Below are 23,634 nucleotides of genomic sequence, written 5' to 3'. Positions count from 1 at the left end.
GAAGCGTCACGCTGGCGTAGTGGCGCTTCGCAAGGCGGGCATGCCTTGCCCAGCCGCGGGATTCGTACGTGCGGCACAGTGTTTAGGAAGCACTGCTTTACCCCGAGCTATGGGACGAGCCGGCGCGATACCGCCGGCGACGACGATGCCTGTCCGCATGTGCAGGCAGCATCGATGTTCGGATCCCTGGACTCCGAGTCGCGAAGGATCGACACATCGGCACGCCATCGAGGATGATTGTCGCCGATGCCGGGGAGGGATCGATGCCTGGTTTCAAAGGATTCTCGCCGAAGATCGCTGAGATCGTACGCAACGCGGACCGAACGATACGGTACGTGGCTCCCGGCGAGCACCGCAGACTTTACAATCAATGGCGCGTCACGATGGGCACGATTGGTCCCGTCGATAGCTTTTATATTGGCTTCTTTCGAGACGAACAGTATCTTGTGATTCCATACATGTTTGATGAACTAGAGGAGTATGAGCCTCCCGGTTTCCAGATGTATGGCCAGGAAGGGCTAGCAACTTGGATAAAGAACCACGCCAAGCCATACATTTACAGCATGGATAGCGGGAAGCTCCTCAACAAGGGCCATTCGTTCGGGGACGAGGAGCGCCTTTCTGGCGACGCGATCGCAATTCCACTCCTACAGAGCCCACCCGATCGATCCGTCGTTATCGGGATTGCTTCTATGCAGACATATCGATCCAATGTCTACACCGAGGAGACTGTGCAAGCCTTCCAGGTCCTGGCACGAAGCGTGGTAACAGCGCTACAACGCGAACGCGAAGACCTTGCCCGGCAGAGCACACTATTCACCGATGGCCCCCTAGGTGCCAAATCTATGATTTCAGTCGTCGACATTATCGAGGACTTTGGACACAAACTGGAACGTCTTCGCAATAAGATCGACCACCTCCTCAAAGGTGAGCTATCGAATCCAGAGCTCATACGACATGAACTAACTGCTCTGCGGGACCTTTGCGAGAGGGCGCAGGGCGAGACGACAGAACTCTTCATGGTGCCATCGCTCGATTCCCAGACGCTGCTGGATAAGCTCACGCCGCGCGAGCGAGAGATCGCGGAACTAATTAGAAACGACCTCACCAACGAAGAGATCGCGCTCCGCCTGGCCATCTCGGAGCCGACCGTTAAGACCCACGTGACCCGCATCCTGAGGAAGTTTTCTGTACGGCAACGCTCCGCAGTCGCGGCGAAGCTTCGTCCGTTCGGCTAGTGACCCCCGGCCCTCTAACCTCCGGTCCACCATTCGATGGACCACAGGGGAACATGCCAGCGTGCGTGTACGACTTTGTCGTACGGCAACCGTGACGCAAGTTCCGACTTTGTCTACTGGCGGCCGGGTGGACTCATGGCGCACGCTGTCTAAACAGTGAGGCACCGTTCAGAAGACCGACCCCGGGGAGTATGCCATGCGACGTCTTTCTGCACTCATAGCTCTTCCCATGACTGTTAGCACCCTTTTGGTTGCTCCCGCCTCGACTGCGGCGGCGGCCTGCGCATACGGGTGCGATGGAAGGGATCCGATTGCCACGGGTTGCGCCGCCGATGCCCGCACGGTCGCTTCCGCTCCGGTAATGTCTTCACAATATCCGTACGGCATCCGCTATGGCACGATCAATCTGCGCTGGTCCCCGAGCTGCCAGGCAAACTGGGGTCAATTGGTACTGACCAACCCGAACAACCCTGGGCATTGGTTCCGCACGATATGGATCGAACGTTGGTACGGTACATCGGGGGTGGGATGGACGCGGAACGAGTTCACTTTCAGCGGCACCGGATCCCCGATTTGGGGAAATATGCTGTACGCGCCGCAATGCGCGCGGGCAGGCGTATATATGCAAGTCTCTGGCGCCAGCCCGTGGGATCAGGCTGACGGAACCACAGTGGCTGCCTGTTGAGTGATCTCATTCGCGCTAGGACTGATCCGACTTGCGCGAGCTCAACGGTGTCGGCCCGACATCGCCGGCCAGTTCCTGGTCACCGCCATCCGGGCGTTGGCCATGATCGGGTCGACGATGCTGGCAGTACATGCGGCCGAAGCGGTTCCGGCCGCTGAACAGCGTCAATTGTGTCCGGCTCCGCAACGGTCCGTTCGACAAGCTCTCGACCTCCTTTCTGATCGCGAGACCGGGCATCGTGGCGGCGGCGCCCGCAGCGACGAGCGCCACGGTCGGGACCGTCGTCCCCGTCAACGGCTGATCGCCGGTGCACGTGCACCCCGCAGGTTGCCTGTGATCCTGCAACGACTCCTCGGGGCCACCCAGTGGCGGCGGTGAGCCAGGCGCTGGTCCGCCACAGCGGTCGTTTCACCGTGCTCCACCAGCCGCTGTCCGCCGGAAACGTGGTCTTCCGGGTGTTCTTCCCAGCCTGCACCCGCTTCCGGCAGGCACTCACCAACCGCTTTAGCATTCGCGGCTACTGAGGGCCGCTGAAGGCTTCGTGCTGCGTGATGGTTGCGGGCATGCCGAAGGCGGCGACGTGGTGGGCTCCGACGAACGCGTTGCTCTCCACGATCCGGCCGTTCTCGATCGTGAGGACGTCGACGACCATTGCGTCGTACTGATCGCTGCCAGGGCGACGGAGATAGCAGATCAGGGCAGGCCGGCCGTTGGCAGCGGACGGGAATGTGCGCCAGTCCAGGGGCCTCCCCAGGAACTCGGCCGCTGCCTCGCGCCCGACGACCGGTGGGTCCGGCGGCATGGTGATGCGCACGTCCTCGGCCAGCAACTCCAGGAAGCTCGTGGGGTCGGTAGCTGCGGCATAGCGACGCAGGATCTCCTCGTCCTCGCTGGTCAGCGCAGGTCTGCGCCAGGCTCGGGAATCACCTGGCGCATAGTGACGGAGGGTCTTCCGGGCACGCTGGATCAGACTGTTCACCGCAGGCACCGCTAGGCCGAGACCGTCGGCGATCTCGGCCGGTGTCCAGCCAGAGACGTCACGCAGGACGAACGCCGCCCGTTGCCGTGGCGGCAGGTACATCAGCGCGGCGATCAGCGCGAGTTCGACGGTCTCCCGTGCGACCAGATCCGACGGCGGGTCCTCACCCAGCAGCGAGTCGGGATAGGGGCCGATCTCGGTGCACCACTCCATCGGGTCGCCGACCGGTACGGTCCGTCGCGCCGCCGCCTTGCGGTGATCGAGGTAGACGTTGGTGGCGATCCGGTAGAGCCAGGTCCGGATCGATGCCCTGCCTTCGTACTGCGTACGGGAGCGCCAGCCGCGCAGGAAGGTCTCCTGGACCAGGTCGTCCGCGTCGGCGACGTTCCCGGCGAGCCGGTAGCAGTGCGCATGCAACGGGCGCCGGTGCTCCTCGAACGCGTCCTGGAACCACGCCTCGTCCGCGGTGCTCGTCATGCGCTCAGGTCCTCCCGGATCACCTGGTCGTCACCGTATCTTGGCCGTTCTGGGCGCCGTCGCCAAGAAGGTGCGATGACGATGCGCCGGGTCGCTCGTCGGTATTTCTGACACCACGAGCCTGCATGGGCTCAGACCGACAAGGAGAACCCCATGACTGGAGCGACCGCATCGCCGCCGATCGTCGACCGAGAGACCTGGAACCGTGAACGCCGGGCCCTCCTCGGCCGGGAGAAGGCCCACACCCGCGAGGGAGACGCGATCGCGGCGGCCCGGCGCCGGCTGCCGATGACCGAGGTCGACGCCTCGGCCACACTGGTCGGCCCGAACGGGCCGGTGCCCTTCCTGGACGTCTTCGACGGCCGCGGCCAACTCATTGCCTACAAGCACATGTGGCACCTCGGTGCGGGGATCGAAGGCCAGTGCGAGGGGTGCACGGCGAGCATCTTCGACGTGCACGACGCCAGCTACCTGAACCATCGCGGGGTGTCCTTCGCGGTCTTCTGCGAGGGACCGTGGGAGGAGATCGCGCCGTTCCGCGCATTCATGGGCTACACGCTGCCGTGGTACTCGATGGTCGGGGTCGAGGATGACGGCGTCGGTGCCGGGCTCATCGACGAACCGGGCAACATCGCCTGCTACCTGCGCGACGGCGACCGTGTGTTCCTCACCAATGAGACGATCGGGCGCGGCGTCGAAGCGACCATGGTGCAGGCCCACCTGCTCGATCTCACGGTCTACGGCCGTCAGGAAGCCTGGGAAGACTCGCCGGAGGGCTGGCCGCAGGATCGGACGTACACCTGGTGGAAGAAGGACGGACGCCCCGTCCCGCAGTGGACCAGGCCGGGCGCCGCACCGCTCGACGAATCCGCCGACGCACCGCGCGGACACTGCTGCGGATGAGCCATGGCCGCGCGTGCTCCGGTGGTGGATGAGCCATGGCCGCGCCTGCTTCCGACGGGCGGAATGGTGTGCGCGGCTGGGTCAGTAGTTGCGGACATAGCGCTTCTGCCAAGGGGTTTCCACGGCATGCCGGTCGTAGTTCGCGCGGACGAACGCCACCGCTTCGTCCGCCGGTACGCCGTCCAGGATCGCCAGACAAGCCAGGGCGGTACCGGTCCGTCCCTTGCCACCCCCGCACGCGAACTCGACCCGGTCGCGGTCCAGTCGGTCCAGCGCCTCGGCCAAGATCTTCCGTGTGCCTTCCCGGTCGGAGGGCACACGGAAGTCCGGCCAGTGGATCCACCGGGCGTCCCAGCTGACCGGCTCCGGTTTCTTGCCCAGCAGGTAGACGCCGAAGGTAGGGGTCTGGCCAGGCGGGAGTCCGTTGCGCAGACCACGGCCGCGAACCAGCCGGCCAGACGGCAGCCGCAACACCCCAGGTGCGTTCGAATCCCATTGCTCCACAGCATTTCTCCGTCCAGTGCTCAGCAGTAGATGCTGCTGAACGCGACGGCGAGCAACTCTGCGAGATGACCTGAGTTGGTTATTTGTCGTCGGAGCTGAAGAGCGTCTCGGTGTCCGGTTCCGGCTCGGCGCGGCGGCGCATGTGGGTCGGGGGTTGCTCGTCGTCGAGGATGCCGTCGCCGGGTTTGCCTTCGGGGCCGCCGAAGAGCAGGTCGGACATCTGCAGGTGGACGTGTTCCACGTGCGGGACGTCGGGCAGGATGACCTGGCCGCGTTCGCCGGCGGACTCGATGTGCAGGGTGCCGCAGCGGAGGATCCGGTCCATCAGGCCGTGCTCGTAGGAGACGTCGTTGATCCGCATCAGCGGGATGTCCCGGCCGGTCCGGGTGAGGATGCCGTGCCGGGTGATCAGGCGCCGGTTGGTCAGCGTGTAGGTGGAGAAGAACCAGTTCAGGAACGGCTTGGCCGCGAACGTCACCAGCACCACCACACCGACGGCCAGGATCGCGATCCGGGCCGGGGTCTGCATGCTGCCGGTCGGCACGATCGCGGCCAGGAAACCACCTGCCCCCGCCACCACGAGCAGCACGAACACCGGGAAGATCAGCGCCTTCCAGTGCGTCCGGGTGCTGACGACGACGTACTCGTCCTCACCCAACAACTTCGCCGAGATCGCCATGCCACCAGTGTCACAGTTCCCGGGTTCCCTTGTCCCGTCCCGACACGGCGGCTCCGGAACGACGTACGTCGTACGCCGATTGCCCGCGCGGACACGATGTCTTCCGCAGAGTGGTTTAACTCTTCACAAAATGCATACAGTGCGCCAGTATGCGCGAGGGGTAACAGCTGGGGGGCAAGAGAAGGAGCCGTGATGGCCATCTTGTCGGTACTCGATCGGGAGCACACCGTCGCGCCGCCGGGGTACAGCCGTTGGCTGATCCCGCCGGCCGCGCTCGCCGTCCACCTGTGCATCGGCCAGGCGTACGCGACGAGCGTCTACAAGACCTCGCTGGTGAAGCATTTCGACACCAGTCAGACCGCGATCGGGGTGATCTTCAGCATCGCGATCGTGATGCTGGGCCTGTCCGCCGCGATCGGCGGCACCTGGGTGGAACGCAACGGGCCGCGCAAGGCGATGTTCGTGTCGGCCTGTTTCTGGGCGACCGGGTTCCTCGTCGGCGCCCTCGGCATCGGCACCGGCCAGCTGTGGATCGTCTACCTGGGCTACGGCTTCATCGGCGGGATCGGCCTCGGCATCGGCTACATCTCCCCGGTCTCCACGCTGATCAAGTGGTTCCCGGACCGGCCCGGTCTCGCCACCGGCCTGGCGATCATGGGCTTCGGCGGCGGCGCACTCGTCGCCAGTCCGCTGTCACGTCAACTGCTCAGCCTGTACGACGACAACTACGACCCCGGCAACAGCGCGTCGGTGGCCGGCGGCGGGGCGCTGGTGGCGTTGTTCCTCACTCTCGGCCTCGGCTACTTCGTGATCATGATGTTCGGGGTGTTCAACATCCGGGTGCCCGCCGACAGCTGGCGGCCGGCCGGCTTCGACCCGGCGACGGTCAAGCAGAAGGCACTCGTCACCACGAACACCGTCTCGGCCGCGAACGCGATCAAGACCCCGCAGTTCTGGTGCCTGTGGGTGGTCCTGTTCTGCAACGTCACCGCGGGCATCGGCATCCTCGAGCAGGCCAGCCCGATGATCCAGGACTTCTTCCGCGGCGATGACGGCAAGTCGACGGTCGCGGTCGCCGCGGCGGCCGGGTTCGTCGGCCTGCTGTCGATCTTCAACATGGCCGGCCGGTTCGGGTGGTCCAGTACCTCGGACGTGATCGGCCGCAAACCCATCTACGCGATGTACCTCGGCGTCGGCATCATCGCCTACTTCCTGCTCGCCACCGTCGGCCACAACAGCACGGTGATCTTCGTCCTGCTGGCCGCGGTGATCCTGTCCTTCTACGGCGGCGGGTTCGCGACCGTACCGGCGTACCTGCGGGATCTCTTCGGGACCTACCAGGTGGGCGCGATCCACGGGCGGCTGCTGACCGCGTGGTCGGCGGCCGGGATCGCCGGGCCGCTCATCATCAACGGATTCCTCGACCGGGAAGGGAAACCGGGCACGCTGACGGCGGAGGCGTACCGGCCGGCCCTGTTCACGATGGTCGGCGTCCTGGCCGTCGGTTTCGTCGCCAACCTGCTGATCCGTCCGGTCGCCGCCCGCTTCCACGAGCGGTCCGAGTCGACGATGGAGGCGGCGAAATGAACCAGACCCCACGCCTGGTGATCTCCTGGCTGCTGGTCGCCGTACTGCTCGGCTACGGCATCATCCAGACGCTCATCACGGCCGCGAAGATCTTCACCAGTTAGCTGGTGCGCAGATGCGTGACATCCCCGGCGGCCAACGGTCGAGGGCCGTCGGGGGTGTCCACGATCAACCGCCCGTCATCGTCCAGATCGCGCGCCCTGCCCTCGAGGAAGGTGCCGTTGGGTAGCTCCACCCGGACCAGGCGGCCGAGTGTCGCGGAGTGCTCCCGGTACTCCGGCAGGATCGTCGACGGATCTCCATCGGCATCGACCCACGCCTGGTAGCGAGTGGCAAGCTCGCGCAGTACGGCGGCCAGCACCGTGGCCCGGTCGGTCGTCGCCGCCTCCTCGAGCGCCAGCGACGTCGCAGCCGGGTGCGGCTTCTCCGACTCCCGCAGCGTCACGTTGAGCCCGATCCCCACCACAGCAGCCGGTCCGTCCACCCGCTCGAGCAGGATGCCGGCCAGCTTGCGGCCCTCGACCAGTACGTCGTTCGGCCACTTCACCTGGGCCGGGATCTCCCCCACCCGTCGTACGGCGGCCGCAACGGCCAATGGCACCAGTAGACCCAGCCAAGGCCACCGGGCTGCCGGCACAGCTGTCGGACGCAGCAGTACGGACATCAGCAAGGCAGACCGGGCCGGAGTGGTCCACGTGCGCCCCAGCCGCCCACGACCCGACGACTGGTGCTCTGCAGTGACGATCAGTCCTTCAGCGGCGCCGGAACTCGCTGCAGCTGCTACGACCGCGTTGGTCGACTCGGTCTCGGCCAGTACGTCGATCTGCGTCCACAGCGAGCCAGGTCGAACCAGTCGTCCCTGCAGGAAGCGTGCGTCGAGTGGGGGCCGCTCCAGGTCGTTGAACATCAGCCGGTGTTCTGCAGGCCGGCCGCAACACCCGACACGGTCAGCAACAGCAGCCGCCTGGTCCGGACGATCTGCTCCTCGTCCACCGAGTCATCCGTCCGCAGGGTCCGCAACGCCCGCAACTGCAGGTAGCTGAGTGCGTCGACGTACGGGTTGCGCAGCTCGACCGCACGGCCCAGCACCCGCCGTCCGGCCAGCAGCCGGTCCTGGTCGAGCACCTTGAGCACCCACGCGGTCGTCAGCGCGTGCTCGTCCAGCATCAGCTGGGTCAGGTCCGGCCGGTCGCCCAGCTCCAGGTAGCGGCTGAGGATGCGCCGGTCGGTCTTCGCCAGCGACATCTCCGCGTTCTCCAGCATCACCTGGAACAGCGGCCAGTTCTGGTTCGCATCACGCAGTACGGCAACGTCACCGACCGCGGACAGCGCCGAGCCCAGGCCGTACCAGCCGGGTGCGTTCACCCGAGCCTGCGACCACGCGAACACCCACGGGATCGCCCGCAGGTCCTCCAGCGACGACACCGCCACACCACGACGAGCAGGACGCGAACCGAGCGGCAGCTGCCCGAGCTCCTCCAGCGGAGTCACCCGGCCGAACCACTCCGCGAAGCCGTCCGCCTTCACCAGCCGGTGGTAGGTCGTACGCGCGGCCTCGTCGAGTGTCTTCTCCACCACCGCGAACCGCTCGGCCGCCGCAGCCGCCCGCTCCTCCACAGCCGGAGTGGACGCCAGCAACGTCGCCGCAGTCACCTGCTCGATGTGCCGCTGCGCGATCGCCGCATTGCCATAGCGAGCAGGGATCGCCTCACCCTGCTCAGTGAGCTTGAAGCGCCCTGCCACCGAACCCGGAGCCTGTGCCAGTACGGCGCGGTTCGCAGGACCACCGCCACGACCCAGAGCACCACCACGGCCATGGAACAGCGTCAGCCGGATCGCGTTGCGCTGCGCCCAGGAGGTGATCCGCGCCTGCGCGTCGTACAGGGCGAGAGTCGCCGACACGGGTCCGACGTCCTTGGCGGAGTCGGAGTACCCGAGCATGACCTCGAAGCGCCTGTCGTTGGCGGTGAGCCGGTGCCGGACCCGGGTGAGCTGGATCGCGTTGTCCAGCACCTCCACCGAGTTCTGCAGGTCTTCGCCGGTCTCGAACAGCGGTACGACGTCCAGCTCGATCGGACGACCGTCCATCGCGGCGTCCGCCAGCTCGTAGACCGCTGCGAGGTCCCCGGCGTTGCGGGTGAACGAAACGACGTACCGGCGGCATGCCTCGGGGCCGAAGCGCTGCTGGATCTGACCGATCACCCGGAGAGTCGCGAGCACCTCTTCGGTCTGGTCGGAGAGCTCACCACCGCTCAGCACCTCTTCCAGCGCCTTGGTGTGGACCGACGAGTGCTGACGGACCTCCAGCTCGGCCAGGTGGAAGCCGAACGAGTTCACCTGCCAGATGAGCTGTTGCAGCTCGCCGTACGCCTGCCGCGGAGCTCCTGCGGTCACCAGCGAGTCCTGCAGCACCTTGAGCTCGTGCTGGAAGTCAGAGGCCCTCGGGTAGCCGAAGTCGGCGTCGCGGGAGCGCGTCGCGGCCAACCGGCGCGCTGCGAGGAGCAGGAGCTGGCGGTGTGGTTCGGCCGGCGAGCGGGTCTCGATGTCGGCGATCAGGTCCGGGTTGACCGCGCGGGCGTCCTCCAGGATGCGGCGGACCGGCGCGGACGGCGGAGTGGTCGCCGCGTCCAGGGTCAGCGCACGGCCGAGTGCGTCGGTGGCCTGCTCGAGCGCACGCAGTACGTGGTCGGCCTGAATCTGCATGGCCTCGCGGGTGATCGCGGCGGTGACGTTCGGGTTGCCGTCGCGGTCGCCGCCGATCCACGAGCCGAGCCGGACGAACGGCGCCACCACCGGCAGCTTCGTGCCGGCCGCGTCACCGGCCAGCGCGTCGTCGAGCCGCCGGTAGACGTTGCCGACGACATCGAACAGCGTCTCCTCGAACACGGCCATCGCGGACCGCACCTCGTCCAGCGGAGACGGCCGGCTGGTGCGCAGTTGCGACGTACGCCAGAGGATGTCGACCTGCTCGATCAGGCGGCGCCGGTTCTCGGCCAGCTCGCTGTCGCCGGCCCGCGGGTCGGTCCGCTCCTCCAGCAGCGACGAGATGCGGCGGATGGTGGCGAGGACGGCGCGACGCCGGGCCTCGGTCGGGTGCGCGGTCAGCACCGGGCGGAACTCGAGCCCGTTCAGCAGCGCACGGGCCTGCTGCTCGCCGCTCTCCTGGGCGATCTGCTCGACGGCCTGGGCCAGCTCGGACACCACTGGCGCCCCAGAGCTGTCGCCGGCGACCCGATCGCGCTCGCGCAGCACCCGGGCCCGGTGCAGTTCCTCGCTGAGGTTCGTCAGGTGGAAGTAGCAGGTGAACGCCCGCGCGACGTCCTCGGCCCGCTCGTGCGGCCAGGACGCGACCAGCTGCTCGGCCGCCGCGCCGTCACCGGCGATGGTGAGCTCACGGAGTTTCTCGACATCGTCGAGCAGCGACTGACCGGCGTACTCGACGAGCACCTTGCCGAGGATCTCGCCGAGCAGGCGCACGTCGGCCCGAAGTTCTTCGGGCACCTCGAACCGCGCGCGGGTACGGGTCTCACTACCGGTGTCGGTCACGTTCGCCCACCCTATCGGCGGCCGCACGCCCGCGCCGCATAGTCCGCCTGCTGGAAGCCCGATCGTGACCCCAAGGAAAGAGACCGAATCAGCTACTTCTCAGTACGGCGCTCAGACGTTGCCGAACCCGCCGCCGACGACCTGCGACACGACCTTCGCCAACTCGGCCGGGCTGCGGTCGGTGCCGTCGACGACGAGCATCCGGGCACAGGCCTCGGTCATCGACGCGAGCAACTCGGCCAGGACCGGCAGGTTCGCGTCCGGGTCCGTGACACCGGGCAACGACTTCAGCAGGGTCAGCCGCAGGCCCTCGACCAGGAACGCGCGGGCGGCCCGGACGCGCTCGGCCACCACCGGCGCGGCGCCGTACTGGGCCCCGAAGACGATCCGCCAGGACTGCGGATGCTTCGCGGCGGAGGTGAGGAAAGCGGTCAGGCCGTCGAGGACGTGCTCCTCGGGAGTGCCGACGCTCGGATCGGCCGGCAGCGCGGCGACGATCGAGATGATCAGATGCTGCTCCTCGCGGGCGAGCAGGGCCAGCAGCAGCTCGTCGCGATTGGCGAAGCAGTCGTAGACGACCGGCTTGGTCACTCCGGCGGCATCCGCGACCGACTGCATCGTCGTACCGGCGTAGCCGTTGGCGGAGAAGACCTCCAGGGCGGCGTCCAGGATCATCGGGCGCCGGCGCTCCGGTCCCAGATGGGCCGCGCGGCGCCGCGGTTCTCCGTCGTCCACCACTTGACAAACCTACCTCATCGTAGGAAATTCCTACGGTCTGGTAGGAAGCTGCCCGGGGGTGGTCGAGTGACCGAGCGAGGCACCGCCGGGTGGCTGGAGTCGGACAGCTTGACGTCCCTGGACGCGAGCGAGTTGGCCCGGCTGGTCGACCGGACGTCGGAGCGGGAGCTTCGGCATCGGCTCATCGGGGGCGTGCGGGAGATCGCGTTGCGCGAGATCTTTCGCCGGATGCCGGAGTACCTCCGACCGGCCCGGGCTGCCGGGTTCGACGCAGTCGTCGCCTGGCAGATCACGGGGGCGGGGCCGGGTGGAGGACGTACTGGTGGTCCGGCCGACGTGGACGAGTTCTGGATCCGGGTCTGCGACGGCCGCTGCATCCTGCTCGACGATCAGCCCGAGCACGCCGACATCTCCATCCGCACCGATCCGGCCACCCTGCTCCGCGTCGTCACCGGCAACGAGGACCCGGTCACGGCCGTCCTCAAACAACGCCTCTCGGTCCGCGGCGACCTCGCCCTGGCCGCCCGCCTGACCAAGATCTTCGCCGTCGGCCCGGCCTGACAAGCCGTTCGGCCGACCAGTTCAGCACCCGTTTATCCGGCCCGTTCGGCGCCCGTTCGGCGGCCTTCGGCCGGCCTGTTCAGCGCCCTTCGAGGCCGCGTGGCTTGGGCTGCTCGGTGGTGGCCGCCTGGCTCGTCGAGGGCGAGTTGGCCGGCGCCTTGACCCCACCGAAGCCGGCGGCAGCCGGGTCGTGGCCGGGAGCAAACCTGGCCGAAGAGTTCTGCTGCGCGGCCGCCCGGTCGGCCGCGACCGACTCCCGCTGGGCCAGTCCCGGGTCCTCCCCGTAGATCTCGGCCATCCGGTGGGCAAGCCGCCCGACCTGCTGCCCGTACAGGTGCGGATCATCGACGTCCCGGTCCCACATCCCCGTCTGCTCGCCTGCGCTCCAGGACTCCAGTTGCGCCGGCAGTTCGTCGAACCTCTTGTCGATCTCATCGGCGATCATCCGTACGGCGAACGGCCGCTCGACCGGCTCGACGGCGGAGTCGGCCACGACCACCTCGGCCGCCGCCATCGCCATCCCGGCCCGGCCCTCGCCGGCCATCCGGCGCAACGTCTCACCGGCCGGCCGCTCTGTGGCCACATCGATGGCGTTCGCGAGCCCCCGCGCGGCCGGCGCGAACTTCTCGTCCAGCCGCGGCGCCTCCGGCAGCCGTACCTGCTCCGCGAGCCCGGCCGGCAGGTTCCGGTCGACGATCTCGTTGAAGTGGTCCTCGGCGAACGCCGTACTGACCGCCTGCTCGATCGTGGTGAACCGCGGCGCGACGGACCGGGCCGCCTGCTCGGCCCGCAAGGAGTAGCTGTCCGGCACGGCCCACCGCGTGTGGGACGAGGTGGCCACCAGGATCCCCTCCCGCGCGGCAGTCACATCCTCCGGTGCCAGCGGACCGTCCTGGCCGTTCTCGGTCAGCTCCCGCAGAGCCAGGGCCTGGTTCTCGGTCAGGCGGAGTGTCAGGTCGGGCGACTGACCGTTTTGAGGCTGGATGTCGGTGTTCCACATCGAGTGGCGCGTCCCTGTCAGTTCACCGACCGTCCGCTCGATCCGCCGTACCAGCTGGTCGACCGACTCCGGCCGATCGACCTGTGCTCCGGCGACTTTCTCAGCCCGGGCCTGGTTGGCCGGATGCGACTCCGGCAAGCGATCGAAGAAGTCGTGCAGCTCCTGGACCTGCTCAGCGGCCAGCCTGCTCGCCACGTCGATCGCGCCCGCGCCGCCGGTGACGTCCTCACGCCGGTTCTCCAGCTCCTCGGTCAGCTCGCGCGCCGCGGCCCGCTGCTGGTCGCGGGAGGCGAAGGTGGTCTCGAGCTGCTGAGCGACCAGCCCCACGACCGCCTCCTGCTCGGGATCGGGCAGCGTGGCGAAGCCTGGCTTCGTGTCCAGCAACATCCGGGCGGCGGCCGGAGCCGCAGCACCGCGGCCGGCGCCCACGAGAGCGGTCAGCACCTTCTCGTGGCGCTGCGCGGTCCGCGCGCCAATCGCCACTGCGAGCGCCCGCGCGGCGGCCGTGTCCCCCTCCAGCACCGGCTGCGAGAAGACTCCGAGGTCGTCCCGCCCTCCGTTCGGGAAGAGCCGCGGCGTCGCGGACGCGGCATACGCCCTGCTGACGGCTATGCCGAGACGGCTACGGTCGTTCGGGTCGGCCGCTTCGGGCGGCGGGCTCTGAGGCTCCAGCGTGTTGGCGCAGCTCGCCACCACCTCCGTCAAGGCAGCCCGGATCGCCGGCCGCTGGTCGTACGCCTCTCCGGAGCCTCGATTGACCACTGCCACCGGGCTCGGCGCGAGTCTCGCCGGGATGTCGAGGCTCTCGGCGAGCGCCTTGAGCGTCCTCTGGTTGCTGTTCGTCACCCCGGGCAACTGGTTGCCTGAGGCCATCGACCGGCCGTTGGTGTCCGCCACGACGAGCTGGTTGATCGTGCGGATGAGGTCATCGACATGCGGGTCAGCCACGCACGGCAACCTACCCGTGACGCGGGTTCAGCCGCGGAGCTGCGGCGGACGTCACAGCACGTAGGGGCGCGTACCCGGTTAGGCTGCCCGATTATGGGAGAGACCGTGAACATCCACACCACCGCCGGGAAGATCGCGGACCTCGAGCACCGACTCGACGAGGCCGTGCACGCCGGGTCGGAGCGCGCGGTGGAGAAGCAGCACGCCCGCGGGAAGAAGACCGCCCGCGAGCGGATCGCGCTGCTGCTGGACGAGGGCTCCTTCTCCGAGCTGGACGAGTTCGCCCGGCACCGGTCGACCGCCTTCGGCCTGGACGGCAACCGCCCGTACGGCGACGGCGTGGTGACCGGGTTCGGCACCATCGACGGCCGGCAGGTGTGCGTGTTCGCCCAGGACTTCACCGTCTTCGGCGGCAGCCTCGGTGAGGTGTTCGGCGAGAAGATCGTCAAGGTGATGGACCTGGCGATGAAGATCGGCTGCCCGTTGATCGGCATCAACGACTCCGGTGGCGCCCGGATCCAGGAGGGCGTGGTCAGTCTCGGCCTGTACGGCGAGATCTTCCGCCGCAACGTCCGGGCCTCCGGGGTGATCCCGCAGATCTCGCTGATCATGGGCCCGTGTGCCGGCGGCGCGGTCTACTCCCCCGCGGTCACCGACTTCACCGTGATGGTGGACGAGTCGTCGTACATGTTCATCACCGGGCCGGACGTGATCAAGACCGTCACCGGCGAGGACGTCACCCAGGAAGAGCTCGGCGGCGCCCGGACGCACAACACCAAGTCCGGTAACGCGCACTACCTCGGCAGCGACGAGGAGGACGCGATCGAGTGGGTGAAGGCGCTGGTCGGTCACCTGCCGCAGAACAACCTGGAGGACCCGCCGGTCTACGACTTCGACGCCGACCTGGAACCGAACGAGACCGATCTGGCCCTGGACACGCTGATCCCGGACTCGCCGAACCAGCCGTACGACATGCACACCGCGATCGAGGCGGTGCTGGACGAGGGCGACTTCCTCGAGGTGCAGACGCTGTTCGCACCGAACATGATCGTCGGCTTCGGCCGGGTCGAGGGTCGCCCGGTCGGTGTGGTGGCGAACCAGCCGATGCAGTTCGCCGGCACCCTGGACATCGACGCCTCCGAGAAGGCGGCCCGGTTCGTCCGCACCTGCGACGCGTTCAACCTGCCGATCCTGACCTTCGTCGACGTCCCCGGGTTCCTGCCCGGCACCGACCAGGAGTGGAACGGCATCATCCGCCGCGGCGCCAAGCTGATCTACGCGTACGCCGAGGCGACCGTGCCGATGATCACCGTGATCACCCGCAAGGCCTACGGCGGCGCGTACGACGTGATGGGCTCGAAGCACCTGGGCGCGGACATGAACATCGCCTGGCCGACCGCCCAGATCGCAGTGATGGGCGCGCAGGGTGCGGTCAACATCCTGTACCGCCGGGAGCTGGGCTCGGCCGATGACGCCGAGAGCCGCCGGCAGCAGCTCATCACCGAGTACGAGGACCACCTGGCCAACCCGTACATCGCGGCCGAGCGCGGCTACATCGACGCCGTCATCAAGCCGAGCGAGACCCGCGCCGAGATCATCCGCGCGCTCCGCCTGCTCCGCACCAAGCGCGACACCCTGCCACCCAAGAAGCATGGGAACATCCCACTGTGACTACTGAGCCGATTCTGCAGGTCGTCAAAGGAGACCCGACTCCGGAGGAGCTCGCCGCCCTGGTCGCCGTCGTCGCGGCCCGCTCGGCGGCAGGCGCCGTACCGGCCGAACCCGACCGGGCCAGCAACTGGGCGACGTACTGGCGCAACGCACGTCAACCCTTCCACCCCGGCCCGGGTCGTTGGCGCGCGTCCGCTCATCCGTGACACTGAGGCTATGGCCAAGTACGAGGTCAATGCGGAGGCTGTCGAGCAGGCGAAGCGGCTGATCGAGGGGCGGCAGTACGTGCTGGACAGCGACTGGGGTGAGGTGCAGCCCCGGGCGGACGACCAGAACGCGTACCTGGAGAACCACAGCTGGGAGGAGTACGCCGCCTGGCACCTGGGCCTCACGGTCGGTCCGTCGGACGAGACCAAGGCCCGGTACGGGTTCGTCATCGGCGACTTCCGGCGGATCCATCGGACCGCCTTGATCGCGTCCGTCTACCGCGCCTCGGAGTGGCGCCACAAGGCCGTCGAACTAGCCGCCCACGACCTGCTGCAGCTACTCGACGAGAAGTCGGGCCTGAAGGCCTAGGCGTCGACCTTCGTCTCGTCGAACCAGAGGTCTTGCGGGACCCGCTCGGTGAGTTCGGTGAGCAGGGTGCCGGCGCCGCGGAACATGTCGGCGTCGACCGGGATCGCACACCCGTTCAAGCCGAGGACCACCGTCGTGCCGTCGTTGGTTCGCATCACGCCGGCGATCTCGTCCCAGCGGATCTCGTGCACTCCGTCGACGTCACGCAGTACCAGGGCTGCATCGGTTCGCACCCAGAGCATCGACCGGGCGTCCTTGACGAAGGCCCGCGCCGTCAAGGGCGGCTTGAACGTCTTACCGGCCGGCACCTCGGAGATCACCGGGCAGAGCGTTTCCCGGCGGAAACCGGCCTGCTCCCAGCTCTCGAGGTTGTCCTCGTAGGCGTAGCCGATTGCTGTCGGAAGAGCGGACTTCAGTACGGCGGCAATGTCGGCCGGCTGCAGTCCGGCCAGGCCGTCGCGGTCGATCGGCTCGAGTTCGGGCTCGCCGAACATCCGGCCCATCGTGTTGCTGAATGCGCGACGGAGCTCGGGCTCGTCGGCGTCGAGTCGTTCCTGACAGCGAGCGACCTGGTACGCGAGCTCCGCCTCGGTCGGACCGTTCTCAGCAAGGTCGGTCAGCGCCTCGACGAACGCGCGCGACACCGCCTCCTCGCTGCCTTCCCTGGCGTCGGCGTACACCACCCAGTCGCTGCTTCCACCCGGACCGGCGAGCAGATCAGCGCCGATGTCGTAGCTGTGCCCGCCGACGTGGCGGCACTCCTCCTCGATCCGCTTCCGCAGTACGTCGATCGTCAAAGTGGAGCGCCGTACGGCATCGTCCGGCGGCAACGTGAGCAGGACACCGGCCGCCGGTATGCCGTACCCGACCACGGTCGGACCGTCGAAGGACCGGCCGGCGGGATGAACACGGCTCGGCACGGTACCGCTGGGCAGCTCCAGCCGCAGGCCGTCCGGCACGGGACCGGTCACCTGCAGTACGGCGTTCGACGGGACGAACCACGTCCGGGCGAACGCGGTGACATGCTCCGGCGTCAGCCCGTCGTACCCAGGCCCCTCCAGCCAGGACAGTCCGGCCCCCTTGGCGCCGTACCGCACGTTCAGCAGTTGTGCGACGACCGGATGCGCGACCTGACCATCCTCGGCCGCGAGCACACCGACCTCCACCGCCAGCCGCTCGACCGGCGGCTCGGCGAGAGCACGACACAACCCGGTCAGGAACTCCCCCACCCGCGCGGCCGACCCGGACGCGACGAAGGTCGTGGTCATCAGGTCGACCTCGGCGTTCATCTCGATCGGCAGCCCGCGGACGGCGTGCATCACCAGGTGCTCGAGCACGTGCGCGACCCCGACGGTGCGCAGCGTCTCGTCCCGAGAACCGACAGCGAAGGTCAACGTGACGTCGGTGTGGCTCTGCGTACCGCTGTGCCGCAACACCCGGACGCCGTCGATGTACTCACTCACAGGCGAACGCTAGCTGGTCAGGTACGGCGGAAGCGCACCAGCGGGTAGAGCGGGGACTGATCGGTGTTGCGGGGTGGGCCGGGGAAGGTGGTGGCGGCGTCCAGGATGAGGCCGTGGTGCGCTGCTCTGGCGACGAGTAGCGAGAGGGCGTCCTGGGAGCGGGTGTCGTTCGGGGGGCGGCCGTCGGCGTAGCGGCCGGCGTCGGATTTCTCGGTGGTGGTGATGAACACGCCGTCGGGACGGAGGACGCGGGCGACCTCGGCGATGATCGATTCGCTGTCGTCGAGCAGGTGCAGCAACCAGATGGCGACGACCGCGTCGCAGCGGCGGTCGGCGATCGGCAGCGTGGCCGCGTCGGCGGCCGCGACGTGTCCGGGCAGCCGGACCCGGGCGTGCCGGAGCATCGCGGTGGACAGGTCGAACCCGTGCACGAGATTGCCGCGGGCAACGAGTTCGGCGCCGACGATGCCGGTGCCGACGGCGAGCTCGAGGACCCGGCCGCCCTTCGTCAGCAGCGAGTCGACCGCTTCCGCGGCGGCCTGGGCGCGTTCGGGTCCGCCGCGCGTGTCGTCGTACCTCGCGGCCTCGTCCTCGTCGTACTCGATCCGTGGCGACGACTTCCAGAGCTCCGGCCAGGAGATCCCGACCTGAGCGAGCATCCGGCGGAGCAGCGGCAGGGAAAGCCCGACCACGTTGTGGTAGTCGCCTTCGATCACAGACACGAACGGACCGCCCAGACCGTCGACGGTGAACGATCCGGCCACGACGAGCGGTTCGCCGGTGGCGACGTACGCGTCGATCTCCTCGTCGGTCAGGTCGGCGAAGTGAACTGTGGTCGACGCGAGCTCGCGGAGTTCCTGCTTCGCGTTGGTGTCGATCAGGCAGTGGCCGGTGTGCAGTACGCCGGATCGGCCGCGCATCGACCGGAGTCGGTCTCGTGCGGCTTCCGGCGTACCTGGTTTGCCATAGGCGACACCGTCGAATTCGAGGACCGAGTCGCAGCCGAGCACGGTTGCATGCTCGGTCAGGCTGGCGACCACGGCCCGGGCCTTCAGCGTCGCGAGCAGGCGGGCCAGTTCGCCCGGGCTGTCCGCGGTGATGTTGTCCTCGTCGACACCGGAGACGATCACCTCCGGCTCGACCCCGGCGCCGCGCAACGTCTTCAGCCGCGCCGGCGACGCCGACGCGAGCACGAACCGGACAGCTTCGCCAGTCACAGTTTGGCCAGTCACAGTTTGGCGAGGGCGCGACGGAGCGGGTCGAGCCCGATCGAGCCCAGGTTCAGGGCGTCGGAGTGGAACGCGCGCAGGTCGAACGCGGATCCCTTGCGCTGCTTGGCTTCCTCCCGCGCCTGCAGCCAGATCCGCTCGCCGACCTTGTACGACGGCGCCTGCCCGGGCCAGCCGAGATAGCGGTTGAGCTCGGCGCGCAGGAACTCGGTCTCCATCCGGCAGTGCGCCCGGAGGAACTCGAACCCGAGCTCGGCGTTCCACCGCTCACCCGGCCGCCAGCCGAACGGGTTGTCCCGCGGGATCTCCAGCTCCAGGTGCATGCCGATGTCGATGATCACCCGGGCCGCCCGGAACCCCTGCGCGTCCAGCATCCCGAACCGCGCTCCGGGGTCCTCGAGGTAACCCAGCTCCTCCATCAGGCGCTCGGCGTACAGGGCCCAGCCCTCGCCATGGCCGGAGACCCAGCAGGCGATGCGCTGCCACCGGTTCAGCAGGTCGGTGCGGAGCATCGTCTGCGCGCACTGGAGGTGATGGCCGGGGACGCCCTCGTGGTAGACGGTGGTGACCTCGCGCCAGGTGGCGAAGTCCTCGACGCCGGTCGGCACCGCCCACCACATCCGGCCCGGCCGGGTGGTCAGGTCCTCGCTCGGCGGCGTGTAGTAGATCGAGCCGTCCGAGGTCGGCGCGATCATGCATTGGATGGTGCGGATCTCGTCCGGGATGTCGAAGTGGGTGCCGCCCAGCTCGGCCACGGCGGAGTCGGCGAGCTGCTGCATCCAGTCCCGGAACGCGTCCTTGCCGTGGATCTTGCGGGCCGGATCGTTGTCGAGGATCGCGGCGGCGGCCTCAATCCCGCGGTCGCCGCCGTTCAGGCCGGCCGCGATCGACTGCATGTCCGCCTCGATCCGGGCCAGCTCCTCCCAGCCCCAGGCGTAGGTCTCCTCCAGGTCGATCGTCGCACCGAGGAAGTTGCGGGAGGCAAGCTCGTACACCTCGCGACCGCAGGCGTCCTTCTCCGGCGCCCGCGGCGCGAGCTCGGCGGTCAGCCAGCCGCCGAACTGCTCGTACGCCTTCCGCGCCGATGCGGCCGCGGCGTCCACGGTCGCCTTCACCGGGCTGTCCGGCGCCTGTGCGGCGAGCCCGGCGAAGAAGTCGTCACCGTCGGCGCCGGTCCAGCTACCGATCCGGTTGGCCAGGTCGTTCACCTGCCGCAGCGCCGACACCCGGCCTTGCGCGGCCTGCTCGAGCAGCGTCTCGCGGTAGCCGTCCAGCGTCGTACCGACCTGGTTGAGCCGGATCGCGATGGTCTCCCAGTCCTGCTCGGTCGCGGTCGGCATCAGGTCGAACACCTGCCGGATCTCGGCCGGGACAGAGGCGATCGCGTTCAGCTGGTGCTGCGGAACGCCCGCCTCGTACGTCTCCAGCTCCAGCCCGAGCCGCTCCAGGAACGCGTCCTTGGCGACCTCCTCGCGGGGGCTGCCGGTCGCGGTGGCCTGGGCCTCGGCGACGGACCGCCGGGTCAGGTCGATCAGCGCCTCGAAACCGGACGGGGTGTAGTCCGGCAGCTCGTGGTCGTGGCCTTCGATTCCCATGAACGTCGCCGCGGTCGGCGACAGCGCGACGTACTCCTCGAGGTACCGCTCGGAGAGCTGGTCGATCGGGCTGGTCGGTGTGATGGCATCAGTCACCTGGCCGACCCTACCTCCCGGGCCCCCGCCCGGCTGACCTGTTTCTGCCGATACTGTGGCCGTCGCTGTCCAGCGCAGCTCATCGATTTGAGGGAAGGAACGGGGTTGAGCCAGACACCGTTCGGCGGTCCGCAGGGACAGAACCCGCCGTACCCGCCGTACCAGCAGCCCGGCCCCCCGCAGGGTCCTCCCCCGCAGGGTCCCCCGCCGCAGGGTCCCCCGCCGCAGGGCGGTCATTACGGTCCGCCACCCGGTCCGTACGGCGGGCAGCCGCAGTACGGACCGCCATCGATGGCGCCGCAACAAGGACAGGGGTTCGGCTGGGGACCCAGCTTCGGGCCGCCCGGACCAGGTGGACCCGGCGGGCCTGGCTTCCAGCCCGGCTGGCAACCGCAGCGGCCGAAGAAGAAGTCCAAGGCGCCCGCCGTCCTGGTACTCGGTGTCCTCGCGGTGGCCGTCGCCGGCCTGTTCGTCTGGAACACGATCAACAAGAACGCCGACGACGACTACACCCCGCCGGTCAGCTCGGGCCGCTACACGCCGTCCCCGACCACGACCTCGGAGCCGACGGAGGAACCCACGTCGGAGCCGACCGAGGAGCCGACCAGCACGACCACGGAGTCGCCGGAGCCGCAGGCCATCGACGTCGTCGCCAAGAACCAGCTCTACAAGGCCGGCCAGATGGCGGCGACGAACTGCCGTGAGCCGCGGGTCCGCCCGACCAACAATCGGAATGCGGCCGCATACTGGGCCGCGATCAAGCCTTGCCTGGACCGCGGCTGGGCTCCGCTGGTCGCGAAGGCGGGCTACAAGTTCGTGCCACCCCGGATGACCTACTGGGCCGGCAGCAGCACCAGCACGCCCTGCGGCAACGGACCGGTCTCGGTGCCGTTCTACTGCCCGTCGAACCAGATGATGTACATGAAGGTCGACGTCTTCGTGAAGACCTACATGGAGTACCCGGACGCGGAGTCCAAGGCGTACTCGCGGATGTGGTACAGCCGCTCGATCGCCCACGAGTACGGCCACCACGTCCAGGAGGTCACCGGCATCCTGGAGGCCGCGCACGATCTGGAGTACGACGCCAACTCGTACGCCGACCGGTTGCGGATGAACCGTCGTACCGAGCTCCAGGCGAACTGCTTCGCCGGTGTCTTCCTCGCCGTGAACAAACGCAGCTACCCGATCAACGGGCTGATGCTGCAGGTGTGGAACAAGTGGGTCGTCACCGCCGGCGACAAGCCGAACGAGGGCACCCACGGCAGCAAGGCGAGCCAGGCGCGGTTCATGGGCCAGTCCTTCAAGACCGGCAACCCAGCCACCTGCAACACCTTCACCGCCTCAGCCAACAACGTCAGCTAGCGGGGGTCTTCCCGGGAACGGGGGCCGGGTGCAGAGTGGTGGCCACGCACCAACTGAGGACCGGAACCCCCAGGAGAGCCCGATGAGTGTCGAGCTGAATCACACGATCGTGCACGTGAAGGACCGATGGGCTGCTGCTCGCGATGTCAGCGAGGTACTCGGTCTGCCGGAGGCGACGGCGTACGGCCCGTTCGCCGAGCTGAAGCTGGACAACGCGGCGAGCCTGGACTTCATGGACACCGAGGGCGAGATCCGCGGCCAGCACTATGCCTTCCTGGTCAGTGAGGAGGAGTTCGACTCCATCCTCGGTCGCTTGCGGGACGACGGCCGCCAGTGGTGGGCCGACCCCTTCAAGCGCAAACCACAAGAGATCAACAACGGGGACGGTGGCCGCGGCCTGTACTGGGAAGGCCCTGACGGACACTGGCTGGAGATCATCACCCGCCCGTACGGCAGCGGCAGCTGAGCCTGTTGCCGGTAGGTTTGCCCCGGTCAGCAGTGCCCCCGAGTCGTCGGATGGCATCGTCGAGATTCAGGGCGGGCCTCGTTCGGGCCTGCGAATAACCGCTTGCGTGGTCGTAGGCACTCGCCCACAGTTCGGTCGCGTGGATGATGCCGAGCTTGACGTGCTGCTGAGGAACGAACGCTACCCGCGGTCTGCCGGGTACTCGGCTCGGTGGATGGTCGACGGCGGGATGGGGCCGAACCCTGTGTGGCAGGCGGAGGCCTTGACCGATCTCATGCCGCTTGAGCCCGGCATGCGGATACTCGACATGGGCTGTGGCACCGCTCTGAGCTCGATCTTCCTGGCCAAGGAGTTCGGTGTTGAGGTGTGGGCGACTGACCTGTGGATCAAGCCCGACGAGAACTTGCGCCGCGCGGCCGAGGCACGCGTAGAGGACCAGGTTCACCCGATCTCCGCGGAAGCCCATGCCCTGCCCTTCGCCGAGGACTTCTTCGACGCGCTCATCAGCATCGGCGCCTACCACTACTTCGGCACTGACGACCTCTATCTCGGCTACTACTCACGCTTCGTGAAACGCGGCGGCCAGATCGGCATCGTTCAGCCCGGTCTTGCCGAGGAGTACGAGACGCTTCCCCCGCCACACCTCGAGCCCTACTGGAAATGGGACTTCTGCGCCTGGCACAGCCCTGCCTGGTGGCGGCGGCACTGGGAGAAGACCGGCCTGGTCACCGTCGAGGTCGCAGATCGACTGCCCGACGGGTGGCGAGACTGGTTGCAGTGGAATGACGCATGCGATCACGACAGTGGTACGCCGGGACAGGAAGAAGCTCAGATGCTTCGCACCGACGGTGGCCGAACGCTCGGCCTCTCCCGAGTCATTGCCCGCCGCAACAGCTAGGCCCACACCAAGCAATCGCACGGGCAGCCGGCCTCGTGCGCTTGCTGGACACTGATCATCATGAGTCTTTCCCTGATGAACGTTACGGTCGATTGTGACGTGTCCCCTGGCGCGGTCGCCCGCTGGTGGGCCACCGCGCTCGCTGCGAAACTCGACGGCGACTGGGGCACTGCGGCCCGGGTGAACCTGCCTGCCGACGGAGCACCACGTCTGCTGTTCATCCAAGTCCCCGAACCGAAGCACGGAAAGAACCGTGTCCATCTCGATCTGCTTGCCGACGACCGCGACACGGAGGTGGAGCGCCTCACGGGTTTGGGCGCGACCGTCGTCGCTCGCCACGACGAGGCAGGCGAGTCCTGGACGGTCATGCAAGACCCGTACGGCAACGAGTTCTGCGTGAACTGACAAAGCGGCTGGGATCGTCTGATCCGCC

The 23,634-nt window shown here is 68.0% G+C and carries 25 protein-coding genes; 15 read left to right on the top strand and 10 right to left on the bottom strand.

The window, feature by feature from the left end:
- Nucleotides 1-233 precede the first annotated feature (233 nt).
- The 4 genes from EV652_RS44895 to EV652_RS44315 all read left to right on the top strand — a co-directional run bounded on the left by EV652_RS44895 (nucleotide 234) and on the right by EV652_RS44315 (nucleotide 2,447).
- Nucleotides 234-1,238, top strand: coding sequence for a helix-turn-helix transcriptional regulator (locus EV652_RS44895; RefSeq protein WP_199238648.1), 1,005 nt, complete (start codon nucleotides 234-236; stop codon nucleotides 1,236-1,238).
- Between the two features lie 196 nt (nucleotides 1,239-1,434).
- Nucleotides 1,435-1,923 (top strand): DUF2690 domain-containing protein, encoded by a 489-nt coding sequence (locus EV652_RS46285; protein ID WP_132215040.1) that lies wholly within the window; start codon nucleotides 1,435-1,437, stop codon nucleotides 1,921-1,923.
- 130 nt (nucleotides 1,924-2,053) lie between these two features.
- Nucleotides 2,054-2,224 (top strand): hypothetical protein, encoded by a 171-nt coding sequence (locus tag EV652_RS44320; RefSeq protein WP_158441478.1) that lies wholly within the window; start codon nucleotides 2,054-2,056, stop codon nucleotides 2,222-2,224.
- A 73-nt stretch (nucleotides 2,225-2,297) separates the two neighbouring features.
- Nucleotides 2,298-2,447, top strand: a complete 150-nt coding sequence (locus EV652_RS44315) for a hypothetical protein (protein WP_158441476.1) — start codon at nucleotides 2,298-2,300, stop codon at nucleotides 2,445-2,447.
- Here EV652_RS44315 and EV652_RS38860 read toward each other — a convergent pair.
- A complete protein-coding gene (locus tag EV652_RS38860; RefSeq protein WP_132215038.1) occupies nucleotides 2,441-3,379 on the bottom strand; it encodes an RNA polymerase subunit sigma-70 in 939 nt (312 codons plus the stop codon). The two genes, EV652_RS44315 and EV652_RS38860, sit on opposite strands and share 7 nt — an antisense overlap.
- Before the next feature lie 153 nt (nucleotides 3,380-3,532).
- Here EV652_RS38860 and EV652_RS38855 point away from each other — a divergent pair, with 153 nt between their 5' ends.
- On the top strand, nucleotides 3,533-4,282 hold the full coding sequence (locus EV652_RS38855; RefSeq protein ID WP_132215036.1) for a DUF899 family protein: 750 nt from the start codon (nucleotides 3,533-3,535) through the stop codon (nucleotides 4,280-4,282).
- Between the two features lie 81 nt (nucleotides 4,283-4,363).
- Here the strand turns inward: EV652_RS38855 and EV652_RS38850 are convergent, their stop codons facing one another.
- Nucleotides 4,364-4,786, bottom strand: a complete 423-nt coding sequence (locus EV652_RS38850; protein WP_132215034.1) for a protein-tyrosine phosphatase family protein — start codon at nucleotides 4,784-4,786, stop codon at nucleotides 4,364-4,366.
- A 79-nt stretch (nucleotides 4,787-4,865) separates the two neighbouring features.
- A complete protein-coding gene (locus EV652_RS38845; protein WP_132215032.1) occupies nucleotides 4,866-5,465 on the bottom strand; it encodes a PH domain-containing protein in 600 nt (199 codons plus the stop codon).
- Nucleotides 5,466-5,657: 192 nt separating this feature from the next.
- Here EV652_RS38845 and EV652_RS38840 point away from each other — a divergent pair, with 192 nt between their 5' ends.
- Together EV652_RS38840 and EV652_RS46425 are read left to right on the top strand one after the other, a co-directional pair.
- Nucleotides 5,658-7,052, top strand: coding sequence for an OFA family MFS transporter (locus tag EV652_RS38840; RefSeq protein WP_199238647.1), 1,395 nt, complete (start codon nucleotides 5,658-5,660; stop codon nucleotides 7,050-7,052).
- Nucleotides 7,049-7,156: an MFS transporter small subunit gene (locus tag EV652_RS46425; protein WP_439649122.1), complete on the top strand. Its 108-nt coding sequence runs from the start codon at nucleotides 7,049-7,051 to the stop codon at nucleotides 7,154-7,156. Before EV652_RS38840 ends, EV652_RS46425 begins: the two co-directional genes overlap by 4 nt.
- On the opposite strand, the gene EV652_RS38835 is transcribed toward EV652_RS46425, so the two are convergent.
- The 3 genes from EV652_RS38835 to EV652_RS38825 all read right to left on the bottom strand — a co-directional run bounded on the left by EV652_RS38835 (nucleotide 7,153) and on the right by EV652_RS38825 (nucleotide 11,336).
- Nucleotides 7,153-7,959 carry a biotin--[acetyl-CoA-carboxylase] ligase gene (locus EV652_RS38835; RefSeq protein ID WP_132215030.1) on the bottom strand — a complete coding sequence of 269 codons (807 nt, stop codon included), beginning with the start codon at nucleotides 7,957-7,959 and terminating at the stop codon, nucleotides 7,153-7,155. The genes EV652_RS46425 and EV652_RS38835 overlap by 4 nt on opposite strands.
- A complete protein-coding gene (locus EV652_RS38830) occupies nucleotides 7,959-10,598 on the bottom strand; it encodes a phosphoenolpyruvate carboxylase (RefSeq protein WP_132215028.1) in 2,640 nt (879 codons plus the stop codon). Before EV652_RS38830 ends, EV652_RS38835 begins: the two co-directional genes overlap by 1 nt.
- A 111-nt stretch (nucleotides 10,599-10,709) precedes the next feature.
- Nucleotides 10,710-11,336: a TetR/AcrR family transcriptional regulator gene (locus EV652_RS38825; protein ID WP_132215026.1), complete on the bottom strand. Its 627-nt coding sequence runs from the start codon at nucleotides 11,334-11,336 to the stop codon at nucleotides 10,710-10,712.
- 66 nt (nucleotides 11,337-11,402) lie between these two features.
- Here EV652_RS38825 and EV652_RS38820 point away from each other — a divergent pair, with 66 nt between their 5' ends.
- Nucleotides 11,403-11,897 carry an SCP2 sterol-binding domain-containing protein gene (locus EV652_RS38820; protein WP_158441474.1) on the top strand — a complete coding sequence of 165 codons (495 nt, stop codon included), beginning with the start codon at nucleotides 11,403-11,405 and terminating at the stop codon, nucleotides 11,895-11,897.
- Nucleotides 11,898-11,976: 79 nt separating this feature from the next.
- Here EV652_RS38820 and EV652_RS38815 read toward each other — a convergent pair whose 3' ends face one another.
- Entirely contained in the window at nucleotides 11,977-13,845 is a 1,869-nt protein-coding gene (locus EV652_RS38815) for a hypothetical protein (protein WP_132215022.1), read from the bottom strand.
- 93 nt (nucleotides 13,846-13,938) lie between these two features.
- Between EV652_RS38815 and EV652_RS38810 the strand changes: the two genes are divergently transcribed.
- The 3 genes from EV652_RS38810 to EV652_RS38800 are packed head-to-tail and all read left to right on the top strand — an operon-like array spanning nucleotide 13,939 to nucleotide 16,092.
- Nucleotides 13,939-15,516, top strand: coding sequence for an acyl-CoA carboxylase subunit beta (locus EV652_RS38810; protein WP_199238646.1), 1,578 nt, complete (start codon nucleotides 13,939-13,941; stop codon nucleotides 15,514-15,516).
- On the top strand, nucleotides 15,513-15,722 hold the full coding sequence (locus EV652_RS38805) for an acyl-CoA carboxylase subunit epsilon (RefSeq protein ID WP_242002271.1): 210 nt from the start codon (nucleotides 15,513-15,515) through the stop codon (nucleotides 15,720-15,722). The genes EV652_RS38810 and EV652_RS38805 overlap by 4 nt, the downstream gene beginning before the upstream one ends.
- 10 nt (nucleotides 15,723-15,732) lie before the next feature.
- Entirely contained in the window at nucleotides 15,733-16,092 is a 360-nt protein-coding gene (locus EV652_RS38800; protein WP_132215020.1) for a hypothetical protein, read from the top strand.
- On the opposite strand, the gene EV652_RS38795 is transcribed toward EV652_RS38800, so the two are convergent.
- From EV652_RS38795 to EV652_RS38785, 3 genes are read right to left on the bottom strand one after another with little or no spacing between them, the layout of a single operon-like run.
- Nucleotides 16,089-17,555, bottom strand: coding sequence for a peptidase M16 family protein (locus EV652_RS38795; RefSeq protein ID WP_132215018.1), 1,467 nt, complete (start codon nucleotides 17,553-17,555; stop codon nucleotides 16,089-16,091). The two genes, EV652_RS38800 and EV652_RS38795, sit on opposite strands and share 4 nt — an antisense overlap.
- Nucleotides 17,556-17,572: 17 nt before the next feature.
- Nucleotides 17,573-18,772 (bottom strand): Maf family nucleotide pyrophosphatase, encoded by a 1,200-nt coding sequence (locus tag EV652_RS38790; protein ID WP_132215016.1) that lies wholly within the window; start codon nucleotides 18,770-18,772, stop codon nucleotides 17,573-17,575.
- 11 nt (nucleotides 18,773-18,783) lie between these two features.
- Entirely contained in the window at nucleotides 18,784-20,475 is a 1,692-nt protein-coding gene (locus EV652_RS38785) for a DUF885 domain-containing protein (RefSeq protein ID WP_199238645.1), read from the bottom strand.
- Between the two features lie 105 nt (nucleotides 20,476-20,580).
- Here EV652_RS38785 and EV652_RS38780 point away from each other — a divergent pair, with 105 nt between their 5' ends.
- The 4 genes from EV652_RS38780 (at nucleotide 20,581) to EV652_RS38765 (ending at nucleotide 23,606) form a co-directional block, all read left to right on the top strand.
- On the top strand, nucleotides 20,581-21,837 hold the full coding sequence (locus EV652_RS38780; protein WP_158441472.1) for a neutral zinc metallopeptidase: 1,257 nt from the start codon (nucleotides 20,581-20,583) through the stop codon (nucleotides 21,835-21,837).
- 82 nt (nucleotides 21,838-21,919) lie between these two features.
- Nucleotides 21,920-22,303, top strand: coding sequence for a VOC family protein (locus EV652_RS38775; protein ID WP_132215012.1), 384 nt, complete (start codon nucleotides 21,920-21,922; stop codon nucleotides 22,301-22,303).
- Between the two features lie 214 nt (nucleotides 22,304-22,517).
- Nucleotides 22,518-23,201: an SAM-dependent methyltransferase gene (locus EV652_RS38770; RefSeq protein ID WP_132215011.1), complete on the top strand. Its 684-nt coding sequence runs from the start codon at nucleotides 22,518-22,520 to the stop codon at nucleotides 23,199-23,201.
- A 60-nt stretch (nucleotides 23,202-23,261) separates the two neighbouring features.
- The gene (locus EV652_RS38765) at nucleotides 23,262-23,606 is read left to right on the top strand and encodes a VOC family protein (protein ID WP_132215010.1); all 345 of its coding nucleotides are present in this window, start codon (nucleotides 23,262-23,264) and stop codon (nucleotides 23,604-23,606) included.
- Nucleotides 23,607-23,634 lie beyond the last annotated feature (28 nt).

The organism is Kribbella steppae (genome assembly GCF_004342025.1).
GTDB lineage: Bacteria > Actinomycetota > Actinomycetes > Propionibacteriales > Kribbellaceae > Kribbella > Kribbella steppae.
This window is presented reverse-complemented; position numbering and strand designations above follow the sequence as displayed.

Coding starts and splice junctions, on each gene's coding strand:
- EV652_RS44895 (WP_199238648.1), top strand. CDS start 234: ATGATTGTCGCCGATGCCGGGGAGGGATCGATGCCTGGTTTCAAAGGA.
- EV652_RS46285 (WP_132215040.1), top strand. CDS start 1,435: ATGCGACGTCTTTCTGCACTCATAGCTCTTCCCATGACTGTTAGCACC.
- EV652_RS44320 (WP_158441478.1), top strand. CDS start 2,054: ATGCGGCCGAAGCGGTTCCGGCCGCTGAACAGCGTCAATTGTGTCCGG.
- EV652_RS38860 (WP_132215038.1), bottom strand. CDS start 3,379: ATGACGAGCACCGCGGACGAGGCGTGGTTCCAGGACGCGTTCGAGGAG.
- EV652_RS38855 (WP_132215036.1), top strand. CDS start 3,533: ATGACTGGAGCGACCGCATCGCCGCCGATCGTCGACCGAGAGACCTGG.
- EV652_RS38845 (WP_132215032.1), bottom strand. CDS start 5,465: ATGGCGATCTCGGCGAAGTTGTTGGGTGAGGACGAGTACGTCGTCGTC.
- EV652_RS38840 (WP_199238647.1), top strand. CDS start 5,658: ATGGCCATCTTGTCGGTACTCGATCGGGAGCACACCGTCGCGCCGCCG.
- EV652_RS46425 (WP_439649122.1), top strand. CDS start 7,049: ATGAACCAGACCCCACGCCTGGTGATCTCCTGGCTGCTGGTCGCCGTA.
- EV652_RS38835 (WP_132215030.1), bottom strand. CDS start 7,959: ATGTTCAACGACCTGGAGCGGCCCCCACTCGACGCACGCTTCCTGCAG.
- EV652_RS38810 (WP_199238646.1), top strand. CDS start 13,939: ATGGGAGAGACCGTGAACATCCACACCACCGCCGGGAAGATCGCGGAC.
- EV652_RS38800 (WP_132215020.1), top strand. CDS start 15,733: ATGGCCAAGTACGAGGTCAATGCGGAGGCTGTCGAGCAGGCGAAGCGG.
- EV652_RS38775 (WP_132215012.1), top strand. CDS start 21,920: ATGAGTGTCGAGCTGAATCACACGATCGTGCACGTGAAGGACCGATGG.
- EV652_RS38770 (WP_132215011.1), top strand. CDS start 22,518: ATGGTCGACGGCGGGATGGGGCCGAACCCTGTGTGGCAGGCGGAGGCC.
- EV652_RS38765 (WP_132215010.1), top strand. CDS start 23,262: ATGAGTCTTTCCCTGATGAACGTTACGGTCGATTGTGACGTGTCCCCT.